The 18,198-nt window shown below is 41.3% G+C and carries 14 protein-coding genes; all 14 read left to right on the top strand.

The genetic code is table 11. From position 1 onward, the window contains the following. Positions 1 to 107 precede the first annotated feature (107 nt). The 14 genes from BUB77_RS09290 to BUB77_RS09225 all read left to right on the top strand — a co-directional run bounded on the left by BUB77_RS09290 (position 108) and on the right by BUB77_RS09225 (position 18,175). Positions 108 to 983: a carbohydrate ABC transporter permease gene (locus BUB77_RS09290; protein ID WP_073275062.1), complete on the top strand. Its 876-nt coding sequence runs from the start codon at positions 108 to 110 to the stop codon at positions 981 to 983. Further along, entirely contained in the window at positions 983 to 1,816 is an 834-nt protein-coding gene (locus BUB77_RS09285; protein WP_073275060.1) for a carbohydrate ABC transporter permease, read from the top strand. Before BUB77_RS09290 ends, BUB77_RS09285 begins: the two co-directional genes overlap by 1 nt. Beyond that, on the top strand, positions 1,816 to 2,649 hold the full coding sequence (locus BUB77_RS09280; protein ID WP_073275058.1) for an MBL fold metallo-hydrolase: 834 nt from the start codon (positions 1,816 to 1,818) through the stop codon (positions 2,647 to 2,649). Before BUB77_RS09285 ends, BUB77_RS09280 begins: the two co-directional genes overlap by 1 nt. A 175-nt stretch (positions 2,650 to 2,824) precedes the next feature. Next, the gene (locus tag BUB77_RS09275; protein ID WP_073275056.1) at positions 2,825 to 4,438 is read left to right on the top strand and encodes a glycoside hydrolase family 43 protein; all 1,614 of its coding nucleotides are present in this window, start codon (positions 2,825 to 2,827) and stop codon (positions 4,436 to 4,438) included. A 16-nt stretch (positions 4,439 to 4,454) separates the two neighbouring features. After that, complete coding sequence (locus tag BUB77_RS09270) at positions 4,455 to 6,899, top strand: glycoside hydrolase family 2 protein (RefSeq protein WP_170866621.1); 2,445 nt, start codon at positions 4,455 to 4,457, stop codon at positions 6,897 to 6,899. A 25-nt stretch (positions 6,900 to 6,924) separates the two neighbouring features. Next, the gene (locus BUB77_RS09265; protein ID WP_073275052.1) at positions 6,925 to 8,289 is read left to right on the top strand and encodes a GH1 family beta-glucosidase; all 1,365 of its coding nucleotides are present in this window, start codon (positions 6,925 to 6,927) and stop codon (positions 8,287 to 8,289) included. 120 nt (positions 8,290 to 8,409) lie between these two features. Further along, the gene (locus tag BUB77_RS09260) at positions 8,410 to 9,390 is read left to right on the top strand and encodes an adenylyl-sulfate kinase (protein ID WP_242962438.1); all 981 of its coding nucleotides are present in this window, start codon (positions 8,410 to 8,412) and stop codon (positions 9,388 to 9,390) included. After that, positions 9,374 to 11,056 carry an alpha-amylase family protein gene (locus BUB77_RS09255; RefSeq protein WP_073275049.1) on the top strand — a complete coding sequence of 561 codons (1,683 nt, stop codon included), beginning with the start codon at positions 9,374 to 9,376 and terminating at the stop codon, positions 11,054 to 11,056. The genes BUB77_RS09260 and BUB77_RS09255 overlap by 17 nt, the downstream gene beginning before the upstream one ends. A gap of 361 nt (positions 11,057 to 11,417) precedes the next feature. After that, complete coding sequence (locus BUB77_RS09250; RefSeq protein ID WP_073275047.1) at positions 11,418 to 12,230, top strand: MerR family transcriptional regulator; 813 nt, start codon at positions 11,418 to 11,420, stop codon at positions 12,228 to 12,230. 169 nt (positions 12,231 to 12,399) lie between these two features. Next, positions 12,400 to 14,334, top strand: coding sequence for an oxidoreductase (locus tag BUB77_RS09245; RefSeq protein ID WP_073275045.1), 1,935 nt, complete (start codon positions 12,400 to 12,402; stop codon positions 14,332 to 14,334). Positions 14,335 to 14,829: 495 nt separating this feature from the next. After that, positions 14,830 to 15,618, top strand: coding sequence for a methionine ABC transporter ATP-binding protein (locus BUB77_RS09240; RefSeq protein WP_170866620.1), 789 nt, complete (start codon positions 14,830 to 14,832; stop codon positions 15,616 to 15,618). A gap of 49 nt (positions 15,619 to 15,667) precedes the next feature. Next, a complete protein-coding gene (locus BUB77_RS09235) occupies positions 15,668 to 16,378 on the top strand; it encodes a methionine ABC transporter permease (RefSeq protein WP_073275043.1) in 711 nt (236 codons plus the stop codon). 43 nt (positions 16,379 to 16,421) lie between these two features. Beyond that, a complete protein-coding gene (locus tag BUB77_RS09230) occupies positions 16,422 to 17,303 on the top strand; it encodes a MetQ/NlpA family ABC transporter substrate-binding protein (RefSeq protein ID WP_073275041.1) in 882 nt (293 codons plus the stop codon). Between the two features lie 188 nt (positions 17,304 to 17,491). Further along, complete coding sequence (locus BUB77_RS09225) at positions 17,492 to 18,175, top strand: hypothetical protein (RefSeq protein WP_073275039.1); 684 nt, start codon at positions 17,492 to 17,494, stop codon at positions 18,173 to 18,175. Positions 18,176 to 18,198: the final 23 nt, after the last annotated feature.

Genomic DNA, 18,198 nt, shown 5'->3' with positions numbered 1-18,198 from the left:
AGCTGAAGATGAAAAAATATGGAGATGATAATATCATCTCCATATTTTAAAGATTATAAAAGTCACTGAGCATTGTTTCAACGCACATTTTAAATAGGTGGTAAATTATGAAAAAAAAGAAGAAAGATATAAGATTGTTTTGTGAATTTGTAGTGCCGTCAGTGCTTATCTGGGGATTGGTTGTAATTGTGCCATTATTCTATGGACTCTATTTAACATTCACAGATTGGAATGGATTGTCTTCCTCCTATAATATGGTAGGATTTAAAAATTACCTGGATATTTTTACAGATAAAGCTTTTCTTGTATCCCTGGGAAGAACCTTTCTTTACGTATTCTTTGTAGTGGTATTAAGTAATATTATCGGCATCTGTCTGGCATTATTGCTGACCTATGGAATACGGATGCAGAGCTTTTTCCGTACCTGTTTTTTTGCGGCCAATATGATTGGCGGTATTATTATGGGATATATCTGGAACTATATATTTTCCTTTGCCTTAACCCGGGTTGGTGCGGTAACCGGCTGGAAACTGTTATTAACTTCATGGCTGACAAGTCCCAATACGGCTATGGCAGCGCTGATTATTGTAACTGTATGGCAGTTAAGCGGATACCTGATGGTCATCTATGTTGCAGGTCTTACGAATATACCCAATGATATGCTGGAAGCTGCTTCTATTGACGGAGCAGCAAAGTTTCAGCTGTTTCGTTTCATAAAGCTGCCAATGATTCGTTCTTCCATTACTATTTGTACCTTTATTGCTATATCAAAAGCTTTTATGTCCTTTGATGTAAACCTGTCATTAACAGCCGGAGGGCCCTACAAGACAACAGAATTGTTAGCCTACAAGATTTATCAGACAGCCTTCAGCAATTTTGAATATGGAAAAGGACAGGCGGAAGCAGTTGTATTATTTGTAATAGTCGCAGTGATTTCCCTGATACAGGTTACAATGTCTAAGAAAAAGGAGGTGTCGGCATAATGAAGAAAAAGAAAAGTATTTCTGCGGTATTTGTATTTCTAATTGTACTGTTGTTGGCTATTTTGTTTTTTATGCCGTTCTTCCTGGTTATCATCAATAGTTTGAAGGAATCCCAGGAATTCGTAGCGAATCCTTTTAGCTGGCCCGTAAAGGTAAAATGGTCAAATTATGCAAATGCATTTCAGACGATGAATTTTTCACATGCATTTTTAAATTCCCTGATTATCTGTGTGATAGCTACAGCTTTCAGTGCTGTTTTAAGCGCGATGAATGCCTATGTGCTTTCCCGTAAGAAATGGAAAATAAACAGAATCATTTTTATGTTATTGGTTGCGGCTATGGTCATCCCCTTCCAGGTCATTATGATTCCCTTAGTAAAGATTTACGGTTCCTGGTTTGGGCTCACGAATAATATTCTTCTGGTAACATTGCTGCATATTGGATTAAATATTCCTTTTCCCACCTTCTTATATTGCGGATTTGTTGGCGGAATACCGGAAGAATTGGATGAGGCTGCGGTGATTGACGGTGCTTCCTCCGAGAGAACCTTCTTTAACATTATCTTTCCTTTATTAAAGCCGATTACGATTACCTGTGTGGTATTTACGGCTCTTTCTATCTGGAATGATTATATACTGGCAAGTACCTTCCTTTCCTTAAAGGAAGTTAAGACCTTACCCTTGATGACATATGCGTTTTTGACTACCCATTCCGCAGACTATTCACCAATGATGGCCGGTCTTGTTCTGACCATGCTTCCGGTACTCATCTTATATCTTGTAGGACAGAGATATATTATTGAAGGTATTGTAGCAGGAAGTGTGAAAGGTTAATGGAAAATTACAAAATCAGAAAAATAGATGACAGCACCTGGCAACTGGAGGATTTATTCCGAACTTACCTTTATTTAATCGAAGGGGAAGAAGAAGCTGTTCTTTTTGATGCTGGAAATGGATTCAGCGGACTAAAGGAAATTGTTTCTTCCCTTACGGATAAGCCCGTGACCGTGGTGCTCTCCCACGGACATTTTGACCATACCGGATGTGCTGCCGAATTTAACAGCTGCAAAATCTGTGAAGCAGATGTTGAAGTTATGGAGGAGGGCTTTAACGGAGAGAACCGGGCTGCCATGATACAAAAATTCAGTGAATTGTTTCAGGTTTCCCTATCAGAGGAAGAAAAGAAATATATGAAGGAGGCAAAAGCTCCCGGGGCTTATTCGTTTCTGAAAGAGCACGATGTACTTGAACTGGGCGGAAGAAAGCTGGAAGTAATCGCTGCTCCTGGACATACCAGGGGGAGTATTTGCCTCCTGGATAGAAAGAACAGGTATCTTTTTTCCGGCGATACTATATGTAACCGGGAGATACTGGTGTATTTTTCTCATTCTGCTGCGGTGGAGGATGTAAAGGCCTCAGCTGAAAAACTATTATCCTGTCAAAAGGATTATGACAATATCTGGCCGGGGCATCATGAATGCCCGTTGTCAAAGGATTTGATTGAGGACTATGCAGAAGCTGCAAAGCACATCATGAAAGACCCTTCTATTGGAAAGAAAGTAGTTATGGATACAGAGTATAAGCTATTGTATGAATATAAAACAATTGGAATTTCATATTTATATGACCACGTGTATCGAAAAACAACTGATAAAAATAAAAAATAAGGAATCCATTCAATGGTAAGCAGTATCGCAAGGAAGCTTGCGACATGCATGGGGATTAGTGTATAAGGGCCCAGTTGTTTAGATTCCTGTTTTTTCGGGAGAAATGGGGAAATAGGATCAGAAATGATTTTTAGATAAATATATAGGTAGAATCGGACTGAAAGGAGATATGGCAATGCACTGTGAGAATCCGGTATTAAAGGGGTTTCATCCCGATCCGTCCATGCTTCGAGTTGGAAATGATTATTTTATAGCGGTATCGACATTTGAATGGTTTCCTGGTGTACGTATTTACCATTCCACGAATTTAATGAATTGGGAATACCTTACGGCTCCGCTGGATGATGTGGATAAAGCAGAGCTGGCGGGATGTTGTGCATCGGATGGAATCTGGGCACCTCATATAAGCCACGACGGAAGCTATTTTTATCTGATTTATACGGTTGTTCACGGTGCAAGAGAAAATCCGGTAATGGACGTCTCCAATTATCTGATAAAGGCGAAAGATATCAGAGGCAAATGGAGTAAGCCGGTCTACTTAAATTCCAGCGGCTTCGACCCTTCGATTTTTCATGAAGAGGATGGAAGTAAATGGATTGTAAACATGGAATGGAACTATCAGAAGGTTTGCTGCGGAGAACATCCGTTTACAGGAATTCTGCTGCAGGAGTATAACAGCGAACGGGCAGAATTGGTTGGAAATCCTGTGAAAATATTTCAGGGAACCACTATTGGAAGCACGGAAGGACCCCAGATTTTTAAGAAGAAGGGCTACTATTATCTGGTTAGTGCGGAAGGCGGAACCGGGTGGTTCCATGCAGTTACGGTAGCCAGGAGCCGCAGCCTTACAGGCCCTTATGAGGTACACCCCCAAAATCCCGTGCTCTCTTCCTGGGGAGGTACCAGGGAGCGGAGGCTGGTGCAGGAGGAGAAACGGGAAATAGGGATTGAGAATTGTTACTTGAAAAAGGCCGGCCATGGCTGCTTTTGTGAAGCGGCGGATGGCAGATGGTTTCTGTCGCATCTTTGTGCACGTACTATTCCGGGAACGGAGTATTGTCCTATGGGGCGCGAAACTGCGATTCAGGAAATTGTATGGAGAAATGACTGGCCTTATCTGAAAAATGGCACATATATTCCGGAAAATTCCTTTGAAGGAATGGGAGGGGCTATAAATGAACAGGAAAAAAGAGTGGTGTATTCTTTTCAGGAAGAAGAGTTTCTCAGGGATTTCCAGACATTGCGGAAGCCATGGAATAAGCTTGGAATGACTATAAAAGAGAAGCAGGGCTGTATTCGGATCTATGGAAGGGAATCTGTCTATTCAAGATTTGATCAGGCGCTGATTGCCAGAAGGCAGTCGTCCTTGAAGTTTCAGGCAGAGGCGACCTTTACCTTCCGGCCAAAATCATTTCAGCATTCCGCAGGACTTATATACCGATATGATGAGAAAAACCAGTATTACGCATTTGTTTCATACGATGAAGAGAAAGCAGTTGCTACGATAAACCTCATTACAGTAATTTCCGGTAAGACAGCCTGGATTGCTCAGAATGAAATTCATGCAGAGAAATACTGCATCCAATTAAAGGTTTCAGATAACAGAACTGCTTTTTCCTATGTAGAAGACGGAGTGATTAAGGATTTGGGAGAGCCCTTAAGAACAGAGGTTTTATCGGACGACTATGCAGATGGTTTTACCGGAGCTTTTGTTGGAATGGCTGTCTGCGATTTGCAGAAGCATTCGGAATATGCGGATTTTGAAGCTTTTGTCTATGAAGAATTATAATTTGAAGGAGGGAATAATGGTGAAAAGAGTGATGAACGATCAATTTCGGATAAGGATAGCCGGAAAAGACCAATGGTATCCGTTTTCTATTCCAGGCTCTGCTATGACAACATTTGTGGAGCAGGGAGTGATTCCGGACCCCTTTGATGGAATGAATGAATATGAGGTAAAGGAATTTTTAAGAAATGACTTTGAAATAGAAGGAATATTAAAGGTAACACCGGAGGAATACCAAAATCAAAACATGGAATTGGTCTTTCATGGAGTGGATACCCTTGCGGATATCTATATAAATGATAAGAAACTGGGCCATGTTGAAAATATGCACCGCAGCTATGTATTTCCCTGCAAAGAGTGGATAAAAGAAGGGGAAAACAAACTTTCTGTCAAATTTTTCTCTGCCCTGGAATTCATTGAAAGCCGTAAGCCTGCAAAGGGACGGGAAATAACCATGGCGAATACCGGGACCTTGCTTGGCGAACAGTATTTGAGAAAAGCACATTGTATGTTTGGCTGGGATTGGGGCCCTCAGCTCCCTGATTGCGGAATCTATGGAAACATCGAATTTTGTGCCTATGGAGAAGCAAAGCTGGGAGAGACACTTATTCGTCAGGCTTGGACAAAGGAACAGGTGACCTTGCTTCTGTCCACAGAAATATCCGGCGGAACGGATACCAAGGCTGAAATTTGTTATCGGGTGCTGGACCCTGCGGGTGCGTGCCTATATCATGGAACCAAAACTGAGATATCCATTGAAAAACCGGAATTATGGTGGCCTAACGGATATGGAAAACAGCCTCTATATTCCGTAGAAGCAATGCTGAACATTCCTGGTGAAGAGCCACAGAAAAAAACATATACAATTGGCCTCCGCAGATTAACGGTATCCCAGGAAGAAGACCAGTGGGGAAAGGAATTTGCCTTTATGGTTAATGGGGTGAAAATCTTTGCCCGTGGTGCTGATTATATTCCGGATGACTGCTTTTACCCTAAGATTACCCATGAGGTTTTAAAAAGAGATGTGGAAGCTGCCGTATATGCCAATTTCAATTCCCTGCGTGTATGGGGAGGCGGATATTACCCCTCTGATGATTTTTATGAATTATGTGATAAATATGGAATCATTTTATGGCAGGATTTTATGTATGCCTGTAATGTGTATGATCTGGATGATGCATTTATCGAAAATATCGTGGAGGAAGCAAAGGACAACCTTATCCGATTCCGGAACCATCCCTGTCTGGGACTGATTTGCGGAAATAACGAGATGGAGGTGGCATGGCTGGAATGGAAAGATATGAAGGATCATGCACCTTCCCTGAAGAAGGATTATTTACTGCAGTTTGAATATTATCTTGCCAATGCGGTGGCAGAATATGCACCTGATGTATTTTACTGGCCCTCCTCCCCTTCGTCAGGCGGAAGCTTTGACGATCCCGGAGATGAGAACCGGGGGGACAGTCATTACTGGGATGTATGGCATGGACAGAAGCCTTATACAGAGTATCGGAAGCATTTCTTTCGTTTTTGCTCGGAATTTGGATTCCAGTCACTGCCATCGATTAAAACAATAGAGGCTTTTACAAAAGAAGAGGACAGGAATCTGTTTTCCCGTGTGATGGAAAGCCATCAGAAAAATCCGGCGGCAAATGGAAAGATTCTTTATTACCTGTCGGAAACCTTCCGATATCCAAAGAATCTGGAAAATCTGGTATTCTTAAGCCAGGTAATACAGGGATATGCCATTAAATCAGGCGTGGAGCACTGGCGGAGAAACAGAGGCCGCTGCATGGGCAGCATATACTGGCAGTTCAATGATAACTGGCCGGTAGCTTCCTGGTCCAGTATGGATTACTACGGAAGATATAAAGCCCTTCATTATATGGCAAGAGAATTCTATGCACCGGTAGCGGGAAGTATTGAAAGAGAGGGTACTGTGTGCCGTTTCTGGATTTCTAACGAGACAACAGAGCCATGTCAGATAAAAGGAAGGATAACGTTAAAAACACTGGATTTTGAGGTGCTGGACCAGATTCAGGTGTCTGAGACAATTGATTCGTTAAGTGCAGCATGTATTTTTACAAAGGACTATCAATCCCTGATTGAGGGACGGGATGATTCGGTTTTTGTAATGATGGAGTATCAATATGGAGAGGAACAGCAGGGCAGAGAAGAGTGGGAGGTATTTGTCCCGGTTAAATATCTTAAGCTGGAAGACCCTGAGCTTCAGCTGACGGTGAATGCAGAAAATCAGTTGGAATTAACAGCAAAATCCTTTGCTCCCTATTGTATGCTGGAGGATAAAAAGGCAGATAGAATATTGAATAAAAATGTATTTGCTGTTACAGCTGCAAGCCCGGTGACCCTTGAGCTTTGTAAGACAGAGAATGCTTTAGAACCGGATGCAATGGATGCACAGCAGTGGAAAATTTATGATGTTTATCATACGTATGAGCAATAGGCAGAAATAAAAGGAGGTGAAGAAAATGGGATTTCGAAAAGATTTTGTCTGGGGGGCAGCCAATGCCTCCTACCAGGTGGAAGGTGCCCCACGGGAAGAGGGAAAAGGCTTAAGTATCTGGGATGTATTTTGCAGAGAAGACGGAAAGATCTATGAAAATCAGAACGGTGATATTTCCTGCGACCAGTATCACCGTTACAGGGAAGATGTTAAAATGATGAAGGATATAGGAATTCAGGCTTACCGTTTCTCCATCAGCTGGCCAAGAATCCTTCCTGACGGGGAAGGGGAAGTAAATGCCAGGGGATTGGAGTATTATGATAATTTGGTGGATGAACTGCTTGCTAATAATATTCAGCCCTATATCACACTGTATCATTGGGATCTGCCCTATGAACTCCAGAAAAAGGGAGGATGGATGAACCCGGATATCCCGGAGCTTTTTTATAAATATGCAGCAATACTGGCAAAGCATTTTTCTGACCGTGTAGAGCATTTTATTACCATAAATGAACCCCAGTGCATAGCTGGACTGGGTTATCTGACAGGAGTACACGCACCGGGATTAAAGGTTGGAGCGGCTGGATTTTTTACAATCTGGCACAATCTGCTGAAAGCCCATGGAATGGCAGTAAAAGCCATTCGCGAACACGCAGTTCGTCCGGTAAAAATCGGCATGGCTCCATGCAGTGCATTGTATTATCCTGCTTCCGAATCGGAAGCAGATATTATGGCTGCCAGGAAAGCTACGTTCCATTTAACGAATAATTCCTTAGAGGACTGTGTCTGGAATATTGCCCTGTGGTGTGACCCTGTATTCCGGCAGGAATATCCGAAGGAAGTTTATGAATATTTTGGAGAATATCTGCCTGAAATTACAAAGGAAGATATGGCACTGATTTCCCAGCCGCTGGATTTTTATGGCCAGAATATGTACAATGCCGTAATGGTAAAAGCCGATAAAAACGGCAATCCGGTTCGTGTAAAACGGCCAGAGGGATTTCCGAAAACAGCCATTCAGTGGCCGGTAACACCGGAGTGTATGTACTGGGCACCAAGGTTTTTATCTGAGAGATATCAAAAGCCTTTAATCATCACAGAAAATGGAATGTCCTCCCATGACTGGATTGCTTTGGATGGAAAGGTTCATGATAGCAGCAGAATTGATTTTATGCACCGCTATTTGAAGGAATATAAACGCGGGGCAAATGAGGGAATTGATTTGCTGGGGTATTTTTCCTGGAGCAGCATGGATAATTTTGAATGGGCATATGGATATTCAGAGCGCTTTGGATTAATTTATGTAGATTATCAGACACAGAAAAGAACGATGAAGGATTCCGGATATTTTTACAGAGACGTTATTTCCTGCAATGGTGAGAATTTATAAGAAGGTTATTTATATCAGCTTGTGTGGGGAAAGGTGAATGGGAGAAACCCAAGGAATCCTGGGGCAGATAGAAATACTGAAAGGATAACTATGTAAAGAATTTAAAAGTGAGAGGAAACTATGAAAAAGACTACAAGCGAGCAAAATAATAATTTGGAAATAATAAGGCAGAACAATATCTGGGAGGCTCCGGAAATACCCGGGGACATCCCCTGCGGAGACATGCCGGGAGATAAGGTCAGTATTGTGGAGGGGCATATTGCCAAGGCCAATGTAATTTTCCCTGAGCTGTTAAAGCAGCTGTATCCGGTTTTGGAACAGCAGAAAAAGGGAGTGTTGACTGTATGCGGAGGCTCAGGGGCAGGAAAATCTGCTATTGCTTCCTTATTATCCTATTATTTTAACCAGATTGGAATTGGAAGCTATACTTTGTCCGGCGATAATTATCCGCGCAAAATTCCTATGTATAATGATGCGGAGCGTCTTCATGTATTTCGGGAAAGTGCATTAAGAGGGATGCTGAGAGAAAATACATATACAAAGGAGCGCTTTGATATTATCCATAAATTTCAGACCGAAGGGGACGATGCCAACACAAAGCACCTGGAAGAATACAGCTGGTATGAATCCTATCTCCGCAATGGGAAGGAAGGCTTGAAAAAATATCTGGGAACCAATCTGGAATTAGGCTTTGATGATATGACGGATACAATTCTAAAATTTAAATCCGGTGCCGAAAAGATATGGTTAAAGCGAATGGGCAGAACGGATACGGAGCTCTGGTTTGAGCAGGTTGATTTCTCTGATATTCAAATACTTATTATTGAATGGACTCATGGCAACAGTGACTATTATGAAGGCGTTGATATTCCGATACTTTTAAACAGTACGCCCCAGGAGACCATGGAATACAGAAGAATCCGGAATCGTGACGGAGCTACGGACAGTCCCTTTACAACAATGGTCCTGGAAATTGAACAGGCCATGTTACATTCCCAGGCCCATAAGGCCAGGATTATTCTTTCTAAAAGCGGTGAGTTATTAAACTACGAACAGTATTGCAGGGCAATGGAGGAGAGCGCAGATGGAAGCAAGGAATAATAACGGTCCGATGCTGAATGCATATCCGGACAGTGTCGGCGGGACACTTTCGGATATTGTTAGGTTTTTAAAGAAGCCGGAAATAAAAGATGTATTCCGCTCCTTCTATATTCTGCCCAGTATTTATAATACAGATCTGGACCGTGGATTTTCTGTTATCGATTATGAGCTTAATGAGCTGCTGGCCAGCCGTGAGGATCTGAGGGACTTAGAAGAACTGGGTATTGACCTGAAGCTGGATTTTATTCTGAATCATGCATCCGTACTGTCAAAGCAATTCCAGGATATCATTAAAAATGGAGAAAAATCCAGGTACTGTGATTTCTTCATTGAATGGAACAAATTCTGGGAAGGACATGGCAGGATGACAGAAGAGGGATATATTCAGCCGGACCCGGAGTTAATTGAAAACATGTTTTTCCGCAAGCCGGGACTGCCTATTTTAATGGTGCGTATGCCCGATGGAAGAAACATTCCTTACTGGAATACCTTTTATCAGGAGGTATGCTATGATCCGATAAATGAGCAGGATTTGATGGGCGCCATGGATATACAGTACGGTGTGGCAGAGGTTCTGGCAGAAATGGTAAACAAAGCTTTAGTGGCTGGGAAAAAACCTTCTGAAATCAAATTTGGCAGCTTTGAAAGGTATCAGGAAAAAATCATAGAATTACTGGAATCACGAAAAAAATATCTTGGACAGATGGATTTAAATATCAAGTCTCCTCTGGTTTGGGAGCATTACGATAATACCTTAAGGACTCTGGCCGGCTATGGGGCAAAAATTGTCCGCCTGGATGCATTTGCTTATGCACCAAAAGGGCCGGGAAAGAAAAATTTTCTGAATGACCCGGAGACCTGGGAGCTGCTGGAAAGGGTTCAGGGACTTGCTGATAAGTATGAATTGAACCTGCTTCCGGAAATTCATGCCAGCTACAGGGAAGGCATTTATAAGGTACTTGCAGAAAAAGGCTATATGACCTATGATTTCTTTCTTCCGGGCTTGATTATTCATGCACTGGAGAGCAAGAAGGGAGACGCCCTGGCTAAATGGGCCAAGGAACTGGTGGACAACAATATCCGGGTGGTAAATATGCTGGGATGTCATGATGGCATTCCGCTGCTGGATTTAAAAGGGATGATTCCTGATGAAGAGATTGAAAAACTGATAGACATAATTGTACGGCGCGGTGGCTTGGTAAAGAATCTTCATGGGCAGAAAAATGTATATTATCAGATTAATGCCACCTATTACAGTGCATTGGGAGAAGACGACCTGAAGCTGCTTCTGGCCAGAGCACTGCAGCTGTTCATGCCGGGAAAGCCTCAGGTATGGTATCTGGATTTATTTGCAGGAAAGAATGATAAGGAAGCAGTTGCCCTTGCCGGGGGACATAAGGAAATTAACAGAACCAACCTCGAGGGTGAGCTGGCGGAAGAGCTTATGGAGAAAGAGGTAGTAAGCAGGCAGATTGAAATGCTGAAATTCCGCAACAATTCACCTGCATTTGGATTTGATGCTGAGATGACTTTTAGCCATAGAGATTCTGAGCTGGAAATCACCTGGAGAAACCATGGCTGTGAAGCTGAATTGAAAGCGGATTTAAGTACCTGCCAATTTACAATAACTGGGACGGATACTGAAGGCAAAGCTTTTGTTTTGTAGATAGAAAGCAAATTGTTTTTGATAGATAATGTAATGATAAAAACCATCAAGTGGCAAAGTCTATAGGTCAATTTTAAATGGCCTGTAGACTTTGCCTTTGTTTCGTTTCATATAAGGGAATTAATTTTTCAGCAGTACAGAACACCAAGTTAAAAGCGGGGAGGAAGACTTTAAGTGTTTTCGGGCCAAAGAAAAATTGACCGATATGATGCTGGATGATATAATTTCCAAAGATGTATATGCTGGAAATTATAATTTACGCCAGCATTCCGTGGGCTTTGGATAAACGTAATTTCTATAGAATTTGCTTGGAAATATATGGTGCTGATTTGGAGATATAAGAACGGGAGAATAGGAGAAAATGGAATATAATATTAAAGAAGTTTCAAACATACTTAATATTTCAAGAGAAATGATCCGTTATTATGAGAAGAAAGGAATGATAAGCCCGAAGCGGAAAGAGGAAAATAATTATCGTTCTTATGACACTATGGATGTTTTTTTCTTAATGGAAGCAATCCAGTATCAAGGCTGGAATATTAACATCAAGAACATCAGGGGATTAAAAGAAGAAAACTATTATGACAAGATAGTGAATTATCTGTTGAAATATTACAATGAGCTGATTAAGGATATTGATTATAAGACACTTTTATCAGAGCTAATTTGCCAAGTGACAGAGCGTAATAAAATGGTGCGCTATAATTTGGGTAATTATTGGGTGAAACGTATACCGGAAAGATATCTTTTCCATGTTGTTACCGGAGAAGGTGACAGCTATGAAAAGATTTGCCTGCCGGAAGAAATGAGCAAAGTCTTGTTTTCCGATACCAATATACCATTCTGGGATGTCTATTTTGAATATATAGATGGAAAAGAAATCTGGGAGTTATCCTTTGAAAAGAGATATTTTGACAAACTAAAGATTTTAAAGAAGGAAAATATGCTGTACGTTCCGGAAGAATATTGCCTGTGTACGAATGTAAATCTTGGAGTGATCGGAGCGTTTAATAAGAACTTTTATGTAGATGCCCTGGACTATTTAGAGAAGAAAGGATACCGCCAGAATGGAACGCTATCAGCTCTTTTAATAGGCAGGGGAATGGAAGAGGATGGGTTCTACAGGCTGATAGAGCTGCACATACCTATAGAGAAAAACCTTGAAACAGTTTAAAGGTTCAGAGGATTCTTTTATAAATAAGCCGGCTGCTTTCTGCTGGATATTGCTAAAAATTTAACAATTTTGAAGTAAAAAACAACTCCATTTTTGGACTTGACCATGAAATAATTTCACCTGTTATAATGAAATTATCAATAGGATAAAGTGATTTGGAGGATAAAAGATGATGACAGAATTGTTTACAGCAATGAATATTGCAGGCTGTACTGTGCCAAACCGATTAGTTGTTCCTGCAATGGTAACAAACACTTGTACAAAGGATGGAATAGTCACAGACCGATTTATCAAGTATATCGAGGAAAAAGCAAAAGGCGGATGGGGCCTTATTATTACAGAGGACTATGCTGTTAATGTAAATGCAAAGGGATATGAAATGATTCCGGGTCTTTACAACGATGAGCAGCTGGAAGGAAACAAGAGGCTGACAGAAACAATTCATAAATATGAATCCAAACTGTTCTGTCAGATTTATCATCCGGGAAGGCAGTCCTCAAAGCTGGTAAACGGAAATGTAATACCTCTGGCACCATCTGCTATAAAAGATCCGATCTGCCAGGAGCAACCGAAGGAAATGACGGCCGAAGAAATAAAAAGTATCGTAAAAGACTTTGGTGATACAGCGCGCAGATGTAAAGAAGCTGGATTTGATGGAATTGAAATTCATGCAGCTCATGGGTATCTGATCTCTGAATTTTTGTCTCCATTTACGAATAAAAGAGTCGATGAATATGGTGGCTGCTTTGATAACCGTGTGAGATTTTTAGATGAGATTCTGGAAGCGGTCAGAAAAGAAGCAGGAAAAGATTTTCCGGTAATCGTTAGAATTTCAGGAAACGAATATTTACTTGGAGGAAGAACAGAAGCTGAAAGCTTTGAATTGGCCCGCCATTGTGAAGAAATTGGATTTGATGCAATTCACGTTTCTAACAGTATGTATGCATCTGCTCCCATTGACCAAATTATTGCGCCTATGTATACAAAACACGCATTGAACATGGAAGTATCGGAACAGATCAAGAAACTGGTAAATGTTCCTGTCATTGTTACAAACCGCATTAATGATCCTAAGATGGCAGATACTCTCCTTAAGATGGGAAAAGCAGATTTCATTGGTATGGGCCGTGGTTCTCTTGCAGATCCTTATCTTCCGGAAAAAGCAAAAGCAGGAAAATTCGATAGTATTCATTACTGTATCGGATGTCTTCAGGGATGTGAGGAGAAGCTATTAACAGGGGATAGTCTTACTTGCCTTATCAATCCGCGGGTTGCACGGGAATATGAAAATACGATGGAAAAGGTGGAAAAAGGCAAGAAAGTAATGATTATCGGAGCTGGTCCGGGTGGATTAACGGCAGCATATACAGCAGCAAAACGGGGACATGCCGTAACTATCTTCGAAAAGAAGAATGACTTAGGCGGTCAGTTCAAATCAGCAGCTTATCCGCTCGGGAAGGGTGAATTAGCAACCTTTGTTTCTTCTATGCGGAAAGCATTAATGGCTTTAAACGTTCCGATTCATTTAAATACAGAGGTGACAGAAGAATTGATTCAGAATGAAAAGCCGGATGCAATTATCATTGCCACCGGGGCCACACCTTTTATGCCGAATATCAAGGGTATTGAGTCGGATAAAATTGTAACGGCGGAAGAGGTATTATTAGGAAATTATGATGTCAAAGCAGGCCCGGTAGTTGTATGCGGCGGTGGCGAAGTAGGAGGCGAAACCGCTCATTTCCTTTCCCAGACTGTCAGAGACATTACAGTTGTTGAAATGCAGAAAGACATTTTAAATGACATGATGATTATGACCAAAATTTGTTTAACAGGATACCTGCATGAATCCGGTGTGAAGGTGCTGACAGAAGCAACTGTAAATGAAATTAATGAAGAAGGAGTTGTTTATACGAATACTGCCGGGGAAAGACTTACTCTGCCTGCGGAAATGGTTATTTCTGCTTTCGGCTATAAATCTTACAATCCCCTGGAAGCATGTGCCAGGAAAAACTGCAGTGAGGTCTATGTAATTGGCGGGGCTGTAAAGGCAGGCAGTGCTCTTCATGCAACAAGAGACGGATATGAAGCAGGACTAACAGTATAGGGTATAGAGGGCATGAAAGTGAAAAAGCTTTCATGTCCTTTTTTGATGGAAATATAGAGGAAGCAGCTCGGGGTATATTGGTGCCGGTGGATTGCCTGATGAAAAAATCATAGCTAACGACCGGAATTTAGTTGACAAATGAAATTAAAGCATATAATATATATATGAATAGTATGTAATAAAACAGAAGGGAATGTCCGTTTATGAGAAATATGGCAATAACGATTGACAATAATATTAGTTGTACCTCCATAGGCAGGCAGTGTTGTTGCATGCCTTGTTTCGCTATGCCCCAATATTTTTCCTCCAGCGGATAATTCTACTTTTTATCTCACAAATGCCTTAAAAGCAGCTGGGAATGGAATTATCCCGGCTGCTTTTTTCGGTGGGACTTTACTGCTGTCAATGTCAGGGTGAGCTTGGGATATTAAATTGGGAAAGGAGAGTACGGCATAATCGATGATCCGATTGGTTAAGCCGTACGGCAGCTGTATAATGGAGGATTATATCAAAATTAAAGATTTATATAAAACTTATTCTACACAGAGTGCTCCGTTGGAAGTACTGAAAGGTATAAATCTTACCGTAAGGAAAGGTGAAATATTGGGGATTATTGGTTTCAGCGGAGCCGGAAAATCTACTTTAGCCCGGTGTATCAACCGCCTGGAGAACCCCGACAGGGGAGAAGTTTATGTTAATGATATCGATATTTTAAAGCTGTCTAAGCAAGAGCTTCTGAAAGAACGAAGAAAAATTGGTATGATTTTTCAGACCTTTAATTTATTTGAAGCCAAAACAGTATATCGAAATATTTCATATCCCCTTGAAATCAGCGGAGCCTCCAAGGCGGAAATAAAAAAACGTGTATTAGAGACAGCAGAGCTTGTTGGATTATCTGATAAATTGACAGTATATCCCGGCGGACTTTCAGGCGGGCAGAAACAAAGAGTTGGTATTGCAAGAGCGCTGGTTAATCAGCCGCATCTTTTGCTTAGCGATGAAGCTACTTCGGCGCTTGATCCCCAGACAACACTGCAGATTTTAGACCTTTTAAAGGAAATCAATAAGGCCACAGGTATTACAATACTCATGATTACCCATGAACTGGATGCAATTAAATATGCCTGTGAGCGCATGGCAGTTCTGGAAGACGGACGAATTATAGAATCCGGTGCCGTGAATGATATTTTCCATAATCCTCACAGTCGAACGGGAGGACTGTTTGCAAAAGTATTTTTAGAATTCCAGAAATACGAAGAGCTTGAAAACGGCCAGGGAATTTAATCTAACTTACAGTTATGCCAACGAATAAAAATAGAAAAGGAGTAGTGCTATGAGCTTGTTGGATACTCCCCTATGGGAGGTTATAAAAGGCTCTTTTGCAAAAGAGCTATGGGTTCGGATAGCACCGGCTATTTGGGACACAGTTTACATGACAGTCCTGGCTTCCATTATCACGTTGATTCTTGGGCTGCTCATAGGTGTTTTACTGACGATTACAAATCCAAATGGATTAGTGCCGCTAAAAGGGCTTTATACCGGTTCCGGGTGGCTGATAAATTGCCTGCGTTCTTTACCGCAAATGATTATGATAATTTTAATGATTCCGGTTGCACGATTGTTTTTTGGCAAGTCCTATGGGACGAATGCATGTATTATAGCAATAGCAGCAAGCTGTATTCCTATGTATGCACGTATCGTAGAAAGCAGTTTACTGGAAATTGCAAAAGGTAAGATTGAGGCGGCAAAATCAATAGGCAGTACGAATATTCAAATAGTTTTCAGAATACTGATACCAGAGACCATACCATCCCTGATACGTGGATTTACGGTAGCGGTTATCGCAGTCATATCTATGACCGCTCTTGCAGGCATGTTTGGGGCCGGCGGGATAGGTGATATTGCAGTTCGGTTTGGATATCAGCGTTTTCAGCATGACGTATTATTTGCTACCGTATACATATTGATTATTCTGGTGCAGCTGGTTCAGTTCATAGGGGACTTTGCTTCAAGGCAGATTCTTAAGAAAAGAAATTTACTCTAAAGGCAATAAAATTAAAATAAATGTGAAGAGAGGGAATATTATTATGAAGAAATCAAAAGCGTTAACACTACTCATTTCATCCGGTCTTGCATTGGCAGTTTTAACCGGCTGCAGCTCCGGCGCAAAGGATACCTTAAAGAACCAGGTGAATTCAGAAGCAAACAGCTCTTCTGGCAAGGCGGAAGATAAAACGAAAGAAACGGTTACCATTAAGGGAATTGCAGACCTTGTTCCTCATTCGGAAATAATTGAATATGTAAAGCCCAAGCTTGCCGAGCAGGGCATTATCGTTGAACTTGTGTCAACGTCAGCAGATACTACAACAAACGAGAAAACAGCAAAGGGAGAAATTGATTTCAACTATTTCCAGCACTATCCGTATCTGAAGGCCTGGAATGAGGCAAATGGATATGATTTGGTAAATGCCGGGGATATTCATGTGGAGCCCATAACCGCATATTCCGATAAGTACAGCAAGAAGGAGGATATACCTGATAATGCAGTTGTGGCAATTCCCAATGACGGGACCAATGAATATCGAGCTTTGCGTATCCTGGAGCAGAACGGTTTCATTAAGTTAAATGAGGATACGGCAACTACATTAAGTGCTTCTGTTTCGGATATTAAAGAATATACCAGGCAGATTAAAATCGTAGAGTTAGATTCGGCTCAAATTATCCCGACCAAAGCTGATTATGACCTTTTTATTACCAATACCAATAAAGCCCTGGAAGCAAAGTTAACTTCCGCAAAGCTTTTTAGTGAAGGAAGCGACAGCCCTTATGCGAATATCATTGCTGTACGTGCGGAAGATAAGGATAACCCCGCTATTATAGCCCTGGTAAAAGCACTGCAGTCAGAGGATACGAGAAAGTTTATAGAAGAAAAGTATAACGGGGCGGTAATACCTGCTGAAATAAAATAAGTACACTTACGGATAAAATAAAGGAAGTCTTACTATGTCTGTACAGCCTTTAAATTTTTATACGGGCTTGATTTTGATGATTAAATACCATATAATTGGGGCAAAAGTTTGGAGGAGATCATATTCAAGCCTTGTTAAAGGATTAGACCGGAAGGTTATGGGGAATTACAGTATAGAGGAGATATGGTATGGACGTAAGAAAGCTTAACTTAGTCAATAAAAACACGAGAGTGCAGCCTAATTATGACATAGGCAAAAGTGAGACTTCAATTCGCCTTTATTTTAACAGAAATGGCGAGGTGCTTATTATTGGACAGGTAGATAATAACTATATCTATTGGGCTTCTTTTACCAAAATAGCCGACAGGGAGATAAATAAAGCGATTTTTACATATATTGGGGGAGAACTCCCTCAGGTTGAGATGGTATCCAATGAATCAAAGGCCCTTGCCTCTGCTCATTTTCCCTATGAAGCTCTGGATACCTGGTACCGCACAGAGCTTTGGCGGGCTTCGGAGTATAATATGGCCTGGCAGACCCCTTTCGGCCATTATTACGGAAAGCAAGAGCTTGAGCTTACCGCCGGTTATTTTGCCCGTGATATATCCATACATTTTGACGATTTGCTTGAAAGATGCCGGTTCAGGGAAGCCGGCGGGGCCTATGAGGCAGTTCTGGATTACTGTCTGGAGGAACTGAAAAGGGATGGGGAAGATGTTTATCATTACGTTCAGGTAGAAGAGCTGATCGGCATACTGCAGCAGGAACATTATCTTATTTTATCAGAGCGTGAACAGATCAGGGAAAAATATTTTCTTTTCCGCAAGGAGGCAGGCAGATTGTATAATCAATACCAGACTGCAATCCGATAGATATTAAAAGAGGCTGGAATGAT

Source organism: Anaerocolumna jejuensis DSM 15929 (assembly GCF_900142215.1).
Lineage (GTDB): Bacteria > Bacillota > Clostridia > Lachnospirales > Lachnospiraceae > Anaerocolumna > Anaerocolumna jejuensis.
Note: the sequence above shows the minus strand (reverse complement) of the source record. Positions and strands in the feature narration are given on the sequence as shown.

Excerpts from the sequence above, each read along its gene's own strand:
- BUB77_RS09255 (WP_073275049.1), top strand. The coding sequence starts at position 9,374 with ATGGAAGCAAGGAATAATAACGGTCCGATGCTGAATGCATATCCGGAC.
- BUB77_RS09260 (WP_242962438.1), top strand. The coding sequence starts at position 8,410 with ATGAAAAAGACTACAAGCGAGCAAAATAATAATTTGGAAATAATAAGG.
- BUB77_RS09265 (WP_073275052.1), top strand. The coding sequence starts at position 6,925 with ATGGGATTTCGAAAAGATTTTGTCTGGGGGGCAGCCAATGCCTCCTAC.
- BUB77_RS09250 (WP_073275047.1), top strand. The coding sequence starts at position 11,418 with ATGGAATATAATATTAAAGAAGTTTCAAACATACTTAATATTTCAAGA.
- BUB77_RS09290 (WP_073275062.1), top strand. The coding sequence starts at position 108 with ATGAAAAAAAAGAAGAAAGATATAAGATTGTTTTGTGAATTTGTAGTG.
- BUB77_RS09240 (WP_170866620.1), top strand. The coding sequence starts at position 14,830 with ATGGAGGATTATATCAAAATTAAAGATTTATATAAAACTTATTCTACA.
- BUB77_RS09230 (WP_073275041.1), top strand. The coding sequence starts at position 16,422 with ATGAAGAAATCAAAAGCGTTAACACTACTCATTTCATCCGGTCTTGCA.
- BUB77_RS09275 (WP_073275056.1), top strand. The coding sequence starts at position 2,825 with ATGCACTGTGAGAATCCGGTATTAAAGGGGTTTCATCCCGATCCGTCC.
- BUB77_RS09245 (WP_073275045.1), top strand. The coding sequence starts at position 12,400 with ATGATGACAGAATTGTTTACAGCAATGAATATTGCAGGCTGTACTGTG.
- BUB77_RS09270 (WP_170866621.1), top strand. The coding sequence starts at position 4,455 with ATGGTGAAAAGAGTGATGAACGATCAATTTCGGATAAGGATAGCCGGA.
- BUB77_RS09280 (WP_073275058.1), top strand. The coding sequence starts at position 1,816 with ATGGAAAATTACAAAATCAGAAAAATAGATGACAGCACCTGGCAACTG.
- BUB77_RS09225 (WP_073275039.1), top strand. The coding sequence starts at position 17,492 with ATGGACGTAAGAAAGCTTAACTTAGTCAATAAAAACACGAGAGTGCAG.
- BUB77_RS09235 (WP_073275043.1), top strand. The coding sequence starts at position 15,668 with ATGAGCTTGTTGGATACTCCCCTATGGGAGGTTATAAAAGGCTCTTTT.
- BUB77_RS09285 (WP_073275060.1), top strand. The coding sequence starts at position 983 with ATGAAGAAAAAGAAAAGTATTTCTGCGGTATTTGTATTTCTAATTGTA.